The organism is Caballeronia sp. EK (assembly GCF_014384845.1).
Classification (GTDB): Bacteria; Pseudomonadota; Gammaproteobacteria; order Burkholderiales; family Burkholderiaceae; genus Caballeronia; species Caballeronia jiangsuensis.
Genome location: NZ_JACSUE010000003.1, coordinates 295,871 through 310,683, shown reverse-complemented (window position 1 = coordinate 310,683; position 14,813 = coordinate 295,871). Strand labels below are relative to the sequence as shown.

20 protein-coding genes are annotated in these 14,813 nt (G+C 63.2%); 9 read left to right on the top strand and 11 right to left on the bottom strand.

Annotated elements, in window-relative coordinates:
- Entirely contained in the window at window positions 1-399 is a 399-nt protein-coding gene (locus tag IAG25_RS10105; protein ID WP_187604739.1) for a DUF2917 domain-containing protein, read from the bottom strand.
- A gap of 333 nt (window positions 400-732) precedes the next feature.
- Here IAG25_RS10105 and IAG25_RS10100 point away from each other — a divergent pair, with 333 nt between their 5' ends.
- The 3 genes from IAG25_RS10100 to IAG25_RS10090 all read left to right on the top strand — a co-directional run bounded on the left by IAG25_RS10100 (window position 733) and on the right by IAG25_RS10090 (window position 2,862).
- The gene (locus IAG25_RS10100) at window positions 733-1,086 is read left to right on the top strand and encodes a YciI family protein (protein ID WP_187604738.1); all 354 of its coding nucleotides are present in this window, start codon (window positions 733-735) and stop codon (window positions 1,084-1,086) included.
- Window positions 1,087-1,162: 76 nt separating this feature from the next.
- On the top strand, window positions 1,163-1,561 hold the full coding sequence (locus tag IAG25_RS10095; RefSeq protein ID WP_187604737.1) for a VOC family protein: 399 nt from the start codon (window positions 1,163-1,165) through the stop codon (window positions 1,559-1,561).
- Window positions 1,558-2,862 (top strand): RNA polymerase sigma factor, encoded by a 1,305-nt coding sequence (locus IAG25_RS10090; RefSeq protein WP_187604736.1) that lies wholly within the window; start codon window positions 1,558-1,560, stop codon window positions 2,860-2,862. The genes IAG25_RS10095 and IAG25_RS10090 overlap by 4 nt, the downstream gene beginning before the upstream one ends.
- Window positions 2,863-3,053: 191 nt before the next feature.
- Here IAG25_RS10090 and IAG25_RS10085 read toward each other — a convergent pair whose 3' ends face one another.
- Together IAG25_RS10085 and IAG25_RS10080 are read right to left on the bottom strand one after the other, a co-directional pair.
- A complete protein-coding gene (locus IAG25_RS10085; protein WP_187604735.1) occupies window positions 3,054-3,542 on the bottom strand; it encodes a hypothetical protein in 489 nt (162 codons plus the stop codon).
- A 63-nt stretch (window positions 3,543-3,605) separates the two neighbouring features.
- Window positions 3,606-4,427: a glucose 1-dehydrogenase gene (locus tag IAG25_RS10080; RefSeq protein WP_029672447.1), complete on the bottom strand. Its 822-nt coding sequence runs from the start codon at window positions 4,425-4,427 to the stop codon at window positions 3,606-3,608.
- 880 nt (window positions 4,428-5,307) lie between these two features.
- On the opposite strand from IAG25_RS10080, the gene IAG25_RS10075 reads away from it, so the two are divergent.
- The gene (locus IAG25_RS10075; protein ID WP_187604734.1) at window positions 5,308-6,705 is read left to right on the top strand and encodes a glycosyltransferase family 9 protein; all 1,398 of its coding nucleotides are present in this window, start codon (window positions 5,308-5,310) and stop codon (window positions 6,703-6,705) included.
- 20 nt (window positions 6,706-6,725) lie between these two features.
- On the opposite strand, the gene IAG25_RS10070 is transcribed toward IAG25_RS10075, so the two are convergent.
- Window positions 6,726-7,232 carry a CBS domain-containing protein gene (locus tag IAG25_RS10070; RefSeq protein WP_187604733.1) on the bottom strand — a complete coding sequence of 169 codons (507 nt, stop codon included), beginning with the start codon at window positions 7,230-7,232 and terminating at the stop codon, window positions 6,726-6,728.
- A gap of 68 nt (window positions 7,233-7,300) precedes the next feature.
- Window positions 7,301-7,612, bottom strand: a complete 312-nt coding sequence (locus IAG25_RS10065) for a TFIIB-type zinc ribbon-containing protein (RefSeq protein WP_187604732.1) — start codon at window positions 7,610-7,612, stop codon at window positions 7,301-7,303.
- A 287-nt stretch (window positions 7,613-7,899) separates the two neighbouring features.
- Between IAG25_RS10065 and IAG25_RS10060 the strand changes: the two genes are divergently transcribed.
- Window positions 7,900-8,580: a carbonic anhydrase gene (locus tag IAG25_RS10060; protein WP_238217790.1), complete on the top strand. Its 681-nt coding sequence runs from the start codon at window positions 7,900-7,902 to the stop codon at window positions 8,578-8,580.
- A 43-nt stretch (window positions 8,581-8,623) separates the two neighbouring features.
- Here IAG25_RS10060 and IAG25_RS10055 read toward each other — a convergent pair whose 3' ends face one another.
- Window positions 8,624-9,169 (bottom strand): DUF4142 domain-containing protein, encoded by a 546-nt coding sequence (locus IAG25_RS10055; protein WP_035498932.1) that lies wholly within the window; start codon window positions 9,167-9,169, stop codon window positions 8,624-8,626.
- A 129-nt stretch (window positions 9,170-9,298) separates the two neighbouring features.
- On the opposite strand from IAG25_RS10055, the gene IAG25_RS10050 reads away from it, so the two are divergent.
- Both IAG25_RS10050 and IAG25_RS10045 read left to right on the top strand, forming a co-directional pair.
- The gene (locus IAG25_RS10050; RefSeq protein ID WP_187604730.1) at window positions 9,299-9,523 is read left to right on the top strand and encodes an FmdB family zinc ribbon protein; all 225 of its coding nucleotides are present in this window, start codon (window positions 9,299-9,301) and stop codon (window positions 9,521-9,523) included.
- Between the two features lie 208 nt (window positions 9,524-9,731).
- Window positions 9,732-10,007 (top strand): DUF1488 domain-containing protein, encoded by a 276-nt coding sequence (locus IAG25_RS10045; RefSeq protein ID WP_029672455.1) that lies wholly within the window; start codon window positions 9,732-9,734, stop codon window positions 10,005-10,007.
- 41 nt (window positions 10,008-10,048) lie between these two features.
- Here IAG25_RS10045 and IAG25_RS10040 read toward each other — a convergent pair whose 3' ends face one another.
- A complete protein-coding gene (locus IAG25_RS10040) occupies window positions 10,049-10,504 on the bottom strand; it encodes a response regulator (protein WP_187604729.1) in 456 nt (151 codons plus the stop codon).
- Between the two features lie 102 nt (window positions 10,505-10,606).
- Window positions 10,607-11,071, bottom strand: coding sequence for a DUF883 family protein (locus tag IAG25_RS10035; RefSeq protein ID WP_187604728.1), 465 nt, complete (start codon window positions 11,069-11,071; stop codon window positions 10,607-10,609).
- A gap of 355 nt (window positions 11,072-11,426) precedes the next feature.
- Here IAG25_RS10035 and IAG25_RS10030 point away from each other — a divergent pair, with 355 nt between their 5' ends.
- Complete coding sequence (locus IAG25_RS10030; RefSeq protein WP_187604727.1) at window positions 11,427-12,377, top strand: DMT family transporter; 951 nt, start codon at window positions 11,427-11,429, stop codon at window positions 12,375-12,377.
- A gap of 5 nt (window positions 12,378-12,382) precedes the next feature.
- Here IAG25_RS10030 and IAG25_RS10025 read toward each other — a convergent pair whose 3' ends face one another.
- The 3 genes from IAG25_RS10025 to IAG25_RS10015 form a co-directional block, all read right to left on the bottom strand.
- Window positions 12,383-12,916 carry a cupin gene (locus IAG25_RS10025; protein WP_187604726.1) on the bottom strand — a complete coding sequence of 178 codons (534 nt, stop codon included), beginning with the start codon at window positions 12,914-12,916 and terminating at the stop codon, window positions 12,383-12,385.
- A gap of 69 nt (window positions 12,917-12,985) precedes the next feature.
- Complete coding sequence (locus IAG25_RS10020) at window positions 12,986-13,222, bottom strand: hypothetical protein (protein WP_222946454.1); 237 nt, start codon at window positions 13,220-13,222, stop codon at window positions 12,986-12,988.
- Between the two features lie 30 nt (window positions 13,223-13,252).
- Window positions 13,253-13,588, bottom strand: coding sequence for a hypothetical protein (locus IAG25_RS10015; protein WP_187604725.1), 336 nt, complete (start codon window positions 13,586-13,588; stop codon window positions 13,253-13,255).
- Window positions 13,589-13,821: 233 nt separating this feature from the next.
- On the opposite strand from IAG25_RS10015, the gene IAG25_RS10010 reads away from it, so the two are divergent.
- Window positions 13,822-14,739, top strand: coding sequence for a LysR family transcriptional regulator (locus IAG25_RS10010; RefSeq protein ID WP_187604724.1), 918 nt, complete (start codon window positions 13,822-13,824; stop codon window positions 14,737-14,739).
- Window positions 14,740-14,813 lie beyond the last annotated feature (74 nt).

Here is a 14,813-nt window from a genome sequence, read left to right as displayed (position 1 = left end):
TCAAAGCGCGTTCACGTCCCGATCCGCGATGCGCGGCCAGCACTTCGCGAGCCAGCGCGACACGAACCCGCGCGCAGCCACGCGATACGACGTGAGCGACACTTCGAAAGCCTGTTCGCTTTCCGACATGAGCCATACGCGCTCGCCGCGCGACAGGCGCACGACATCGCCGGGCTTCATCCAGTAGTCGTACGGATCGCGATGTCGCGTGAGCCAGAGCGAACACGCGGATGCGCCGCTGATGCGCAACTCGGCATCGCGCGTGAGCCGCCACGACACCACCTGATGCGGATGCACTTCGACATGGACCACGACGCGCGCGCCCGATGCAGCGAGGCGACCCGACGCCACGCCGTGGCCGACGCCATGACACGCGAAAACCTGCGATACCTCTTCCATCTCTGCTCTCCATGATGTGGCCGAAGACGGAACCTTGCACGCAAAAACAAGAAGGCCCCGTCTTGCGGCGGGGCCTTCGGAATCTGTTTGCTTGCTGTCTCGCTAGCGCACACGCTGTCCCGATGACCCGCCACGGATGGCGTTCACTCGGTTTTTAATCGCGGCGATGGAGAGAATGAGGGCTGCGTGCATGTGTCGCAGTATCGTGTGGCGCAATGGGGCTTGTCAATATCGAGATAAGCACGCGATGCGAAGACGCTGTCCGACAGACCCTTGCCGACGCGCGCGTGACGGTTTAACTTGAACGCCATCAAAACCTTTCGGAGACTCGTCGTGGCTTATCTGTTACTCGTGATGGAACCCGTCGAACAGCGCGGCCAGCGCACGGAGGAAGAGGGGCGTGAGGCGTACCGGCAGATGGCGGAATTCGCCGAGACGCTGAAGACGCGCGGCGTGCTGCGCGCGGTGGAATCGCTGACATCGATGAAGGATGCGGCGCGCGTGACGAGCGCTCAAGGCGATACGCGCGTGATCGATGGACCGTTCGCCGAAGCCAAGGAAATGATCGGCGGCTTTTTCCTGATCGATTGCGAAACACACGCGCAAGCCGTGGCGATTGCTGCCGGATGCCCCGCGGCGAAGTGGTGCACTATCGAAGTCCGCAAGGTCGGACCTTGCTATGCGTGAGGTTCGTGTCGATTTTCACGCGCGCGGATCGTCGTGCATGTATCACGCGTAACGATTCACCCTGGAGACCTCCGCCATGCACAAGCAGATCTTCGTGAACCTTCCGGTTCGCGATCTCAAGCGCTCGATGACCTTCTTCAAGGAGTTGGGCCTGAATTTCGACCCGGCATTCACGAACGACGACGCCGCGTGCCTCGTCATCGGCGAAAACATCTACGCGATGCTGCTCGTCGAAAAATTCTTTCAGACCTTCACGGAGAAGCCGATCGCCGACGCCCACGCGAGCACCGAGACGCTCGTGTGCCTGTCTTGCGAGAGCAGGGCGGAAGTCGACGAACTGGTCGCGAAGGCCGTCGCGGCGGGCGGGCGCGCGCCGCGCGAGCCGCAGGATCACGGCTTCATGTACGGCCACGGCTTCGAGGATCTCGACGGCCATATCTGGGAACTCGTGCACATGAATCCGGAAGCGGCGTGAGCGGGCGCGGGAACGCGCAGGGCGCGGCGGACGATGCGGCCCGGCGCGCCATCGACGCGGTGTGGCGCATCGAGTCCGCGAAGGTGATTGCGAGCGTGGCGCGCGTGGTGCGCGATGTCGCGCTCGCCGAGGAACTGGCGCAGGACGCGTTCGTCGCCGCGCTGGAGCACTGGAGCCAACCGGGCGTGGGCGTGCCCGAAAAGCCGGGAGCGTGGCTCATGACGACAGCGAAGAACAAGGCGCTCGACCGTCTGCGGCAGCACGCGCTGCACGCGCGCAAGCACGAGGAGTACGGACGCGATCTCGACGCGCAGGAAGCGCACATCACGCCCGATTTCGTCGATGCGCTCGATGCCGCGCGCGAAGACGACATCGGCGACGATCTGCTGCGGCTCATTTTCACGGCGTGTCATCCGGTGCTGTCCGTCGATGCGCGCGCCGCGCTGACGCTGCGCCTGATCGGCGGACTCACGACCGACGAGATCGCGCGCGCGTTTCTCGTGCCGGAGCCGACGATCGCGCAGCGCATCGTGCGGGCGAAGCGCACGTTGTCGGCGGCCCGGGTGCCGTTCGAAGTGCCCAAGGCCGACGCGCGCGTCGCGCGGCTCGGCTCGGTGCTTCAGGTCATCTATCTGATTTTCAACGAAGGTTATTCGGCGACCGCCGGCGACGACTGGATGCGTCCGGGACTGTGCGAAGACGCGCTCAGGCTCGGGCGCATCCTCGCCGAACTGACGCCGGACGAGAGCGAGGTCCACGGCCTCGTCGCGCTGATGGAGATTCAGGCGTCGAGAACGAAGGCGCGTGTCGATCGCGAAGGCAGGCCGGTGCTCTTGCCGGATCAGGACCGCAGCCGCTGGGATCCGCTTCTGATCCGGCGGGGGCTCACGGCGCTGAAACGCTCGGAAGCGCTCGGCGGTGCGCGCGGCGTCTACGCGCTGCAGGCGGCGCTCGCTGCGTGCCACGCGCGCGCGCCGACCGCCGCGGATACCGACTGGCCGATGATCGTCGCGCTCTACGATGCGCTGATGCAGACCGCGCCGACGCCGGTGGTCGAACTGAATCGCGCGGTCGCGGTGAGCATGGCGTATGGGCCGGACGCGGCGCTGCCGATCGTCGATGCGCTTTCCGGGACGCCCGCGCTCAAGAACTATCACTGGCTGCCGAGTGTGCGCGCGGATTTGCTGGCGAAGCTCGGGCGCAAGGACGAGGCACGCGCGGAGTTCAAGCGCGCGGCGGCGCTGACGAAGAATGCTCGGGAGCGAGAGTTTTTGTTGGAGCGGGCTGGGGAGATGGGGTGATGGGTGGGTCGGCTGGAGGATCGGTTTGGCTGCATGGTTGATTTAACATAAGATAAATTATCAATTTTTTTCTTGTGTAACGGCTAAGTTGTAATGTCCGCTTCTAGCCAAGTTGAAAATGTCCGCTCGATGCCACGTAAGCTGAGCGGTCGCGGGTTCTGCAGCGACGGAGGTTTCGATGGCGAGCGAGGTCATTCTCGCTGTACCAGCCCGTCGGGTTCGACAGTGAGCGTGTCGAATTCCACTGCGATCGCGAAACCAGCTGTCGGATAAAGGATGACCGTATTGTCGGCAACCCGTGAGCCCTTCAGAGAGTTCTTGAACAATTTCGCGGCCAGGCGTTCTGTCTCGGTATCAGGTTGCACAGGCTCGAGCGACAGCACGATGTTGACGGTGCCACCCCCATCGATGCCCAAGCGCGTCATGCCGTGAAACGTGACGATCACGCGACGATTGACGAGCCTCAGTTTCAGAACAAGCGTGTCAGGACAGTCCGCATCTTCATCGCTGTGCAGCGCGATGGCGTCTACGTGCCAATCGTGAAAGAAATCGAACGATTCAAGCGTTTTGCGAATGTTGGTCAAATGATGCCTCACCGGGGAAAGCCCGAACCCTCGCTCGTCAGCCAACCGTTGCATAGCAACGAATAAATTAACGCCTTTGGCAACGGTGCCACCCACTCGGGGCTGCAGGAAGGCACATTTCGGCCCAGAAGCAGACTTTCGTGCCGCCCCTCCGGCTGACTAATTTTCGCCATCACCCATCACCGCAGGTGTCGCCGCCGAACCTGCCAGGAGCCCACCATCGATGTTTAATTCGCTGCCGGTGATGTACGTCGCCTCATCCGAAGCCAGCAACAATGCCAGGGCGGCAACTTCCTCAGGCATACCGAACCGCCGAAGCGGAGTATCACGGACCAGCGCAGCCTTTCGTTCCTCGCGGCCTGCGTCAGTGCCCAACATGGGTTCCCAGATGGGCGTGAGAATGGCAGCCGGGTGAATCGAATTGCACCGAACCTTGAGGTTTTGCTCTGCGCAGTAGAGTGCAACAGTCTTTGTGTGGTTACGAACAGCTGCCTTCGACGATGCATATGCTGCAGCGCCTGGAATACCGACCAGGCCAGAGCGCGACGAGATGTTAATGATCGAACCCTGTCCGTGACGTCGCATGGCCCGAATGGCGTACTTGCAACCGAGGAACACGCCATCGAGATTCGTTCGATGCACAGCGTGCCAGTCCTCCAGGCTCGCGTGCTCTGGGTCGTGCGGCACGGCCCGGGCCTCAAAGCCGGTAATTCCGGCGTTGTTGACTAATACGTCCAATCGGCCGCGCTCGTCCAGGACCTGCGTCGTTACGCGCTGCCAATCGCTTTCCACGCGAACGTCAAGCGGCAAATACGCAGCGAAATCGCCAATCGATGTCGCAGTAATTCTGCCGAGCTCGTCGTTGATGTCAGTGACGTAGACGAAGCAACCGTTCTGCGCGAATGATCGTGCAATCGCCGCGCCTATTCCTTGAGCTGCCCCAGTGATGACCGCGACCTTGGAAGCAAGTCTCTCATTCATACGGTATGTGACGCCGCACTTTCGTTTGGCGCGTGATGTGAGCAATAAGACCGTAGTCTACGCCGAGGTTTCGCCCGAATGCAGACGTTCGGAATGGCGACTCCTAGGAGCGTCGAATGTCGCTGCGCTTAACTGAGTTCACTGTTCCATTGATCCCCAGACCCCAAAATCGCAGGCCCATCGTCAGCCGAGAGTTTCGCCCACGATGGGGAAGCCCGCTCGAAATAGCTCCTCGCTGCTGCCTGACGAACCCTGCCGAAAAGCTGCGATGGAGTCACCGTCGCATAGCGGGGCCGGACACTCTGCGCCGAACTGCCTCCGCCGCCTGATTGCTGTCGTGAAGTCGACACGACCACAATGTCGCCGCGGGCCACCGCGTCCTTCAGTTGACTCAGGACCGCTGAAGGAGCCGCGTCGTAAGACACGTATCTGCCGCCTGCCCGGTTCAAGAGCTGACGCACATCATCGGCGTCCCGACTGGAAAGGTCATTCGATGATGCATCTTCAATCGCGCGACGCCCTTCGATATCGCTGACAGTCCGGGCCCCGTTACGGGAATACAAGATGCACTCAGTGAATCCGATCGATATTCGACATACCATCACGTGTCTCGCCCGCCCTCCAAAATACTTAGGAGAAGAGAATATCGGAGGTCAGCGCTCTCCCGGACGAATTAGCGCTTCTTTCACACTTCCTTTTGATAAACGCCCTCCTTTCCGACGCCTATAATCGAATCAAACTCGCCGCGATAATTTCGAATATTGTCGATTTATTAAAACATTGATCAATATTCTGAAATTTTTGTGAGAACAGCACGATCCCCACGCGACCGCACATTCGAGCGCGCAATAATCCGGCACCTTTAAATCGACGCTTTCCCATGATCGACCAATACGACGCGCAGCTTTCCGCCAGACTCTACGCGGGCGAGATCGACGAATGCTTTCGCTTCCTCGACGAGCGCGCCGCGGAGGATCAACACCTCGCGGAATATTGGCATTGGCGAGCGGTCACGCATTTGCGGGGCGGGGAGTTCAAAGAGGCGCTCGACATCTGCTGCCGGCTCACGCGCGAATCGGACCGCTTCGCATATCAGATGCATTGTCTGAGCGACGTATGCGCTCATCTCGGCCTCAAGGAAGTCGCGCTCGCCATGATCGACTACTACGCGCACAAGGCTTCCACAGTGCCGATCGGCGCGTTCTTGTGGCGCGTCTACGGCTGGCACTATCTCGGCGAAGATGAGCGCGTCCTACAGTTGAGCGCGGAAGGCGTCGGCGAGCATTCGGCATACGTCCTCGGCCATCATCAGGGGCGCAGCGCGATGCGTCTGAACGGCATCGCCAGCGGCGTCGAATTGATGCACCGATACTGGTCGTCGCGGGAGTCGCGGCGCGTGCTGTTTCCGCATGTCGACGTCGAGCACTATTGGTGCGGAGAGCGCGTGTTGCCCGCGCATATGACGCTGACATCGATCGCGTCGGGCCACGGAGACCAGGTCAACTGGGTGCGCTACGCCGCGGCGCTTCAGGCGCTGGGCGTGCAGATCGCGTACGCCGACGGCTCCGATCTCAACTATCGCCTCGCGATGCCCGCGGACGAACAGCAAAGAGACGCCGAGGCCATGCGCGCCGCGGACTTCGTCGTGGCGCCCGATGGCGCGCTGTGGACCGATCCCTTCGCCCTCTTCACCTCGCTCTTTCCGGTGCTCGGCTACGCGTCCTCGACGCGCTACATCGAGCCGGCCGAGGCCGATATCGCCGATGCCTTCGTCGATGCCTTCGTCGATGAAATTCGCCGGCGCGCGAGCGGACGACGCTGCGTCGGCATCTTCTGGTCGTCGTGCGAATCGTCGAACAATTTCGCCAATCGCAGTCTCACCCTGCCCGATCTCGCGCCGCTCTTCGACGGCACGAACGACATTCACTGGGTCATCATGCAGCGCGGCTTCGAGCGCAAGCGCTGGCAAAACGACCCGCGCGCGAACGATCCCGAACGCTTCACGACGCTGCCCGACATGACGCTCGCGCAGAGCGTCGCCATCATCGACAGACTCGACGCGTTCGTCGGCAACGACGGCGGCTTGTCTCACATCGCGGGTGCGCTCGGCAAGCGCTGTTATCTGTTCCTCAATCAGGTGGCCGAATGGCGCTACGAGCGCGATCCGCATCGCACGCCGTGGTATCCGACGATGCAACTCGTACGCGCTCGCCGACTCGGCGATTGGAACGATGTCGCGCACAAGCTGCAACAACACCTTGCTTCGGACATGCCCTGAAGATCCGACACACAGAGGCGCTATGCAAAGCGCGCCGCGAGCGTCTTCGGAATCGCGCTGCGCCGCGTGAGCGCGCAAGTCGGCATGTCGTGACCGGGTCCGCGCACGTAACTTTCCAGTTGATCGATGGCGAACTGCTGTTCTTCGATCAGATGCCGCACCATATCGCCGATCGAAATCATGCCGACGAGCCTGCCGCCCTCGATCACCGGCAGATGACGGATGCGTTGCTGCGTCATCAGGGTCATGCATTCGTCGGCGCTCGTTCTGAGGCTCACGGCCATCACGGGCGCGGTCATGATTTCGCATACCGTGGTCGTGCGCGAGGCCTTGTCCTGCATGATCACCTTGCGCGCATAGTCGCGCTCGGTGACGATGCCGCACACCGCGTCTCCCACCATGACGACGAGCGCGCCCACTTCCGCCTTCGACATCAGCGCGACCGCCTCGTACACGCTCGCTTCCGCGTCGATGGTATGAATCGTCGCGTCGCTTTTCGCCTTCAGCACCTGCTTGACCGTTGCCATTTGCCATTCTCCGTTGCTGTTGTCCGTCGCGTTTGAAAAGCCTGCCGATGCGCCCGCCTCTTTCACCTTCAATCGAAATCGAAGAGATCGCCGAGAAACGATTTCTTGCGACGCGCGTGCTCGCGTTTGCCGCGCTGATCGCCGTAGTGGTAACCGTCGTGGCGAGGCGTGCGGTGCTCGCGATCGTGGCCGCGCTCGTGCCACTCGTCGCGTCCGCCCGCCTGTGCTTCGGCAAGCGGCACCTGCGACGCGCGCCGGATGATCTGATCAAGCTCGCCGCGATCGAGCCACACGCCGCGGCACTGCGGGCAATAGTCGATCTCGATGCCCTCGCGCACGGTCATCAGCAGTTCTGTGTCGGGACACACGGGGCATTTCATGTCGATTCCTTTCTGATTGCTTTCAATGAGAGACAATCTAACGGAAGGATCGCGATGGAAAAATGCGAGATTTTGAGCGCTTCGGTTCGGGAAAACCGAAGTAAGCGGCGGCATCAGTGCGTAAAAACGAACGAGCGTTTGCGCGGCAGCGCGGCAAACGCTCAGGCGGGATCCGGCGACACACACTTGCGATCCATCTCAAAACCCCGCAAGCTCTCGGTTTGAGGCGGCGCGCGTGGCGTGCGCCGCAACCGCACACCAAAGGCCCCACGATGCCCGATAAATCGATGAGCGAAGAACGCGGCGGCGCCGAAACGCCCGATCTCCTGTACCTGCTTCAAGGCGCCGACGATTTCAACCGTCACGTATTTCCCGACAGCGAAGCGCTCTTCAAGAGCCTCGCGCGCCAGCAGGCGCCGCACACGCTATTCATCACCTGCGCCGATTCCCGCGTTTCGCCGGAAATGATTACGCAGACGCGCCCCGGCGAACTCTTCGTGTGCCGCAACATCGGCAATATCGTGCCGGCGTACGGCGAGATGCTCGGCGGCGTGTCGGCGGTCGTCGAATATGCGGTGCTCGCGCTCAACGTGCGGCAGATCGTGATTTGCGGGCACTCGGACTGCGGCGCGATGAAGGGGCTCGCGTCGGGTGCGACCATCGCCGATGAAATGCCTACCGTGCATGCATGGCTGCGCAATGCCGAAGCGGCGCGTAGTGTGGTGATGGCGCGAAAGCTGGAAGAAGAGCGCATCGTCCAGGCGATGGTCGAGGAAAACATCCGCCTGCAACTGACGCATCTGCGCACGCATCCGGCGGTCGCCGGCAGGCTCGCGCTCAACAAGCTGCAGGTTCAGGGCTGGGTGTACGACATCGGACGCGGCAAGGTGTCGATCTACGACGAAGCCGACAGCAAGTTCGAATCGCTCGAAGAAGCGCGCCTGCGCATGCTGCGCAAGGCGCGCTGATTTCACGACGCCGCGCGCATGACACACGCGGCGCGTCGTCGCCTTACTGCACGCCCTTTTTCGCGGCAAGTTCCTGCGCCATCTTCAGGTGCTGCTGAATCGTCGGCAGCGCCTTTTGCGCGGCCTGCTTGAGCTTGGCGTTCTGGCCTTCCGTCGCTTCCTTCTGGAATACCTGCACGGCCTCTTCATGCCCCTGTACGCCCAGCTTCTGGATGTACGCGGTATCGAAGTCCTTGCCGTGCAGCGCCTTGAGCGAATCGAGCGCCGATGTGTCCGAGTTGCTCATCGGCACCGTGACGCCGTGCGGCGCGGCCATCTTCAGTTGCATCGCGAGTTTGGTGTGATCGACCATCATGTGATGCGCGAAGCTTTTCACGTCCTTGTCCTGCGATTGCTTCGTGGCGAGCTTGGCGGCGTCGATTTCAGTCGATCCCGCCGACGATGCCGCCTGCACGAAAGCCTTGTCGACGGGCGGCAGATCGTTGGCCATGGTCGAGCTGGCCGCTTCGGTTTGTGCGAGCGCGCCGAGCGGCAGCGTCGCGATGAGCGCCGCGGCGAGCGCCGTGCGCAGCTTTGCATTGCGATTCATGAGAATGACCTCCTGAGCGATGGATCCCGCTTCCTTTGCAGCAATGGCAGTGCCACGGCGCATCGCGGCGCGAACCGAAACCCTTGCTAAACTGAGCACATCAGCGATCTCTCTTCGAGTGGAAACGTCATGCCTGTCTACGATTACGATTGCGCGGATTGCGGCGCATTCGAAGCCGTCCGCCGCATCGCCGAACGTGACGAACCCGCGGCGTGTCCGCAATGCGGCGCGACGGCCGCGCGCGTGACGATCGGCGCACCGAGCGTGGGCGGCGCGAGCGCATCCGGCGACGGCGCGGCCGAAGCCGGCAGCTATGGCATGTCTCATCGGGGCGGTTGCCTCTGCTGCCGCTAGCCTCCTTCACGGCACGCGCCCGGGCACGGCCATTGCAAAGTCACCGTCTCGAACGTCTCGCGCATCGCGGGCGTATCATGCAAGACGACGGTGTGCGGCGCGCAAGGCCGCGCGCAGTCGAGGGCATCGCCATCGCGGGCCGCGCAGTTTCGCTTCCCGCGATGATCGCGCTTAACGTGTTCCGATCGGATAACAGGAGGTGATAAGGATGACGATAGAGTTCAGCGGGCGGCGTCATGTCGTGGCGGCAGCGCGTGTCGCTTTCGAGGCCAGGGTGGACGGCCGCGAAGTGTGGTGCAGCGTCTCCCTCGATGCGCTCAACGATCACTTCGGCAACAGCGGGACGTCGTCGCACGATCTCCTCTCCGCGTTCGAAGGAGGACGCGTGCAAATAGAAGACGCGGCCCGGCGCACGCTGGAGCGCAACCACGGCCAGTCGGTCGAGCTGGAAACCAGCGATTTCAAGGCTTCCCGGGCGGTTTGAGACAGCGCGGCGGGCGGCGGCTCATCGGCTGGCCGCCTGCGTCACTGCGCATAGAAGCATTTCAATACATCGAACATCCACCACACCGGACACGGCGTTCTGCAAAAGCCGTCATAGCCGGCTGCGTGGAGCGTGTCGCGCGGGTCGCGTCCGGCATCGGCGGCGAGCGCGATGAACATCTCCACTTCGCCTTCCAGCCGATCCAGCATCAGCGTATCGCGCAGCGTGCGCGCGAGCGCATGATCGTGAAGTTCGCCGATGAGCGTATCGACGAACAGCACTTGCGGCCGCCATTTACGCAGAAACTGCAGCACGCCGAGCGCGTCGCCGATCTGCACGGCCTCGAAGCCACGCATCGCGAGCAGAAGCGCGAAAGAATCGCCGACGTTCGATTCCGAATGCACGATCAACACACGTCGTGGACCCGCGAGCGCCATGGTCAGCGGATTGAATATTTCGCACCGCTCGTTGCAAAGATCGTACGATCGTTCTTCCATGTCGGCCCGGCACGGCGAGGAGCCGTGTCGGTACCTTTGATACAGCAAGGTTGAGGCCCGCCTGACGTCTGCTTACACGCCGTTACGTCGGCCGCCGGTTCTTCAGCGCGCGGCCAGCAGTCCAACGATCAGCCCGCCGACCGCCGCCAATGCGATCGACTTCCAGGGGTTGTCGTGCACGAAGTCATCGGTGCCTTCCCTCGCCTGCCGGTATCGCGTTGCAACGACATCCTGCGCCCCCGTCAGCATGTCGCGCGCGCGCCGCGGCGCTGGCCGCGACGGATGGTACTGGCTGCCCTGCCCCGCGGAAGTGGTGGCGGCCGGTTGCGCGAGCACCGACGGACTGTCGCCGCCTTCAAGCACGCTGCCGTGCACGTGATACGGCGCATACATCGCCGGCCTGTGCGCCGCGCCCGGCGTGAGCGGCGTCACGCTCGCGGCCTGCCCGTGCGCCATGCCCGGCGCGAGCGCCGCTTCCATCGCGCTCGTCACCGTGCGGCGCGCGAGCGGCGGATCGTCCGTTTGCATCGATTGAATCGTGGATGCGCTGCCGTTTGCATTGTCCATGGCTTTTCTCCAGTTGACCGCGTCCATCGCGCTGCAAAACCTTCATCCATCTTCCGATGATGCAAGAGTCGCACCGAATCCACGCGCCGGCAACCCGCGCGCCGATGGCCCGGCACGCCCCGCCGCCCATGACAATTTTTCTCACATAGCGGTGAGAATTGCTCGTTTGTCCGCGCGTGCGCACACGCTTACGATCCTTGGCGTAGAGCGAAGCCGGGCGAGCGTCCCGAAAGAAGCGGCGAGCACGAGCCGCGCCGATAACGCTGCATCTTTCGTTTCACGCCGGGCCGAAACGTCGGCCTGCCGCACGCCGATACGATGGCTTCGCCCTCCTACTCCTTCTGCGAAGCCCGCCATGAATCCCGTCAATCTCGCTCAACTGTTCATCCTCGCCGCGTTGTGGGGCGGCTCGTTCCTGTTCATCCGCGTCGGCGTGACCGATCTCGGCGTCGCGCCGCTGATGGCGTTGCGCGTGGGCATCGGCGCGCTGTTTCTGCTTCTGATGCTCGCATTGCGCGGCAAGGCGCGACAGGCGTTCTCGACGATGCGCGAGCGCGCGTGGCCGCTCATCGTCGTGGGCGTGCTCAACTCCGCCGCGCCGTTCTGTCTTTTCGCGTATGCGGAGCTGACGTTGTCGGCGGGCGTCACGTCCGTCATCAACGCGACGACGCCGCTCTGGGGCGCGCTCGTCGCGTACCTGTGGCTCAGCGACCGGTTGACCGGCATGCGCGTTGCAGGCCTCGCGATCGGTTTCGCCGGCGTCCTTGCGCTCGTCTGGAACCAGATGTTCATGCACGATGCGAGCGCCGTTCCCGTCTCGCCGATGACCACTGCACTCGCCGCGCTGGCCGCGCTCGCCGCGTCCGCCAGTTACGGCGTCGCCGCGAGCTATACGAAGAAGCATCTGATGGGCGTCGATTCGCTGACGGTCGCCGCCGGCACGATGAGCGCCGCGACGCTCGTGCTCCTCCCGTTCGCGCTTTTCTTCTGGCCCACGGGGGCGGTATCGCCGCACGCATGGGGCGCTGTGCTCGGGCTGGGCGTCGCGTGCACCGGCGTGGCCTACATGATGTTCTTCCATCTCATCGCGGTGGTCGGCCCTGCCCGCGCGATCACGGTGACCTTTCTGATTCCGATCTTCGGGATTCTGTGGGGTGCGCTGTTTCTCGCGGAACGTGTATCGGTGGGGATGGCGGTGGCTTGCGCGATCGTGCTCGTCGGCACCGCGCTCGCGACGGGCGTCGTCAAGCGCGTGCCGTTGTTCAGCGCGCGCCGCACGCACTGCGCGAAGGAAAGCAAGGCCTGAGCGGTTCAGCGCCAGTGACGCGCGAGCGGGCCGTCTTCTCCGGCGACCGGATCGCTTTTCGGGAACGGAAGCGCTTCCATCGCGATACGCTCTGCTTCGCTGATCGCGTCGCGGCGGATATCCCATTGCTGACCGGGCGGATACGCGCCGATGACCTGGAAGCGGCGGCCCGCCGTCAGCAGACAATGGCCGGTGCCGGCTGGCAGGATGAGGGCATCGCCCGTGCTGACTGCGATCACACGGCCGTGCGGGCCGCCGAGGATCAGCTCGGCGTCCCCGGAAGCGATACCGAGCGCCTCATGCGCGGTCGAGTGGAAATGGTGATAGTCGAAGACGCCGTCGCGCCATTGCGGCGGCCAGCCGTTTTGCGCGAACAGCGCTTCGAAACGCGCGGCGCAGTCGGAGGCTTTGGGATCGATCGCGCCGCGCCACACGAGCACCGGCAGGCGGGAATTGTTCGGCACCCAGCCATTCGACGGCAGCATGAAGTGCTCGCAGCGCGCGCTATGCGCCTGAAGCGTTACGGTTTGCTCAGCCATGTTGCGCTTATCTCCTGAAGAGTCGGAGAAAGCGCAGCAACGGCCGTTCCACTTCGATTCAGGCTCGCCTCAGCGTCCGTGCCAGTGCCCGCCGCCTCCGCCGGAAAAGCCGATACCGAGCGACACCGACGGCGCCGCGTAATACCCCGGCCCATACGCGTACCCATAGGCAGGCGCGTAGCCGTATGCAGGCGCGGGCGCGTAGCCATAAGGCGGCGCATATACGCAGCCGCCGAGACCGGCCGCCAGCACCAGCGCGACGGGCACGATCAGCGCCCTGATTCGAGTTCGAGATGAAGTTTTCATGATGATGCCCCGCTCCCGTTCGTTCTCCGCTTACCAGTGGCGATAGCCGTAGCCGCCGTGATGCGCGTACCAGTCGCGGCGTCCCCAGTAGCGGTAACCGTCCCAGTACCTGTCGCCATGCCAGCCGACGACGATGGCGGGCGCGGGCGCGACGACGACCGGCGCCGGCTGATACACGACCGGCGGAGGCGGCGGTGGCGGAGGCGCCTCATAGACGGGCGCAGGCGCGACATAAACGGGCGCGGCATAAACCGGCGCCACCGGCACGCCGAGATTGACGCCGACGCTCACGCCCGCCATCGCGGCTTCGCAAGCGAGGCCCGCCGACAACGCAATTCCGATCCCGACCAAACCCTTGATGTTCATTTCGTCCTCTTCAGATAAGGCCATCACCGAGACTGCGATGCGCTCCTGAACTCGCATGCAGCCATGAATCCATCGTAGCCGCGCCGCTTGCCCGCTGAGTTACAAGCGCTGTAACAGATGTGAATCCTGAAACGGATGTGCTTATATCGAGCCGGCACCCATCGTCCACGCCGGTTGCGCGCCCTTGCACCGCCGTGGGATAGTTCCGGCTTCGTCAAACGGATGCCGGGCCGATGGACTTACTGCGGAGCATGAGGATTTTTGCGCGCGTGGCGGAGGCGGCGAGCTTCACTGTCGCGGCGCAGCAAATGGACATTACGACCGCGCAGGCATCGCGCGCGGTCACGGAACTCGAAACGCACTTGCGCACGCGTCTTCTGAACCGCACGACGCGGCGCGTGGCGCTCACCGATGCCGGCAACCGCTATCTCACCCGCTGCAAGGAAGTGCTCGAACTCGTCGATCTCTCCGAGGCCGAAGCGGGTGACGCGCAAGTGTCGCCGAGCGGCGTGCTGCGCATGCACGCGCCGATCACCTTCGGCCAGCACTACGTCGTGCCCGCGCTCACGCGTTATCTGGAGGAACATCCGCAGGTGCGCGTCGAGCTGACGCTCTCGCAACATGTGCCCGACATGCTCGACGAAGGCTTCGATGTCTTTCTGCAAGTCACCACGTCCACCCTGCCCGACTCCGCGCTCGTTTCCACGAAAATCTGCTCGATGCCGAGCGTGCTCTGCGCGTCGCCCGGCTATCTGAAGCGCGCGGGCGCGCCGCAGCGCATCGAGGACCTGACGAATCACGCGTGCCTTCAACTCGTGACCACCTTCTTCCCGGTCGACCGATGGGTCTTCGAAGGCCCGCGCGGCAAGCACGAAGTGGAGCTGGAACCCGGCCGCCTGCGCGTCAATTCCGCCGATGCGCTCGCTGTCGCCTTGTCGAACGGACTCGGCATCGCTCCGTTGCCGATGCTCGCGGCGCTCCCGTGGCTGCAAAACGGCTCGCTCGTGCGCGTGTTGCCCGACTGGGAACTACAGAGCATGACGATCTACGCGATGTATGCGTCCCGTCAGTATCTCGATGCGAAGATCCGTACCTGGGTCGCGTTTCTGCGCGAATTCGTCGAAGGCACGCTCGCGAACGAGCCGGCCTGAACGTCATATAAATACATCGTATTCCTAAGACAAATAAAGTGATCAGGTACGTAATCGAACGCACACAGCCAACG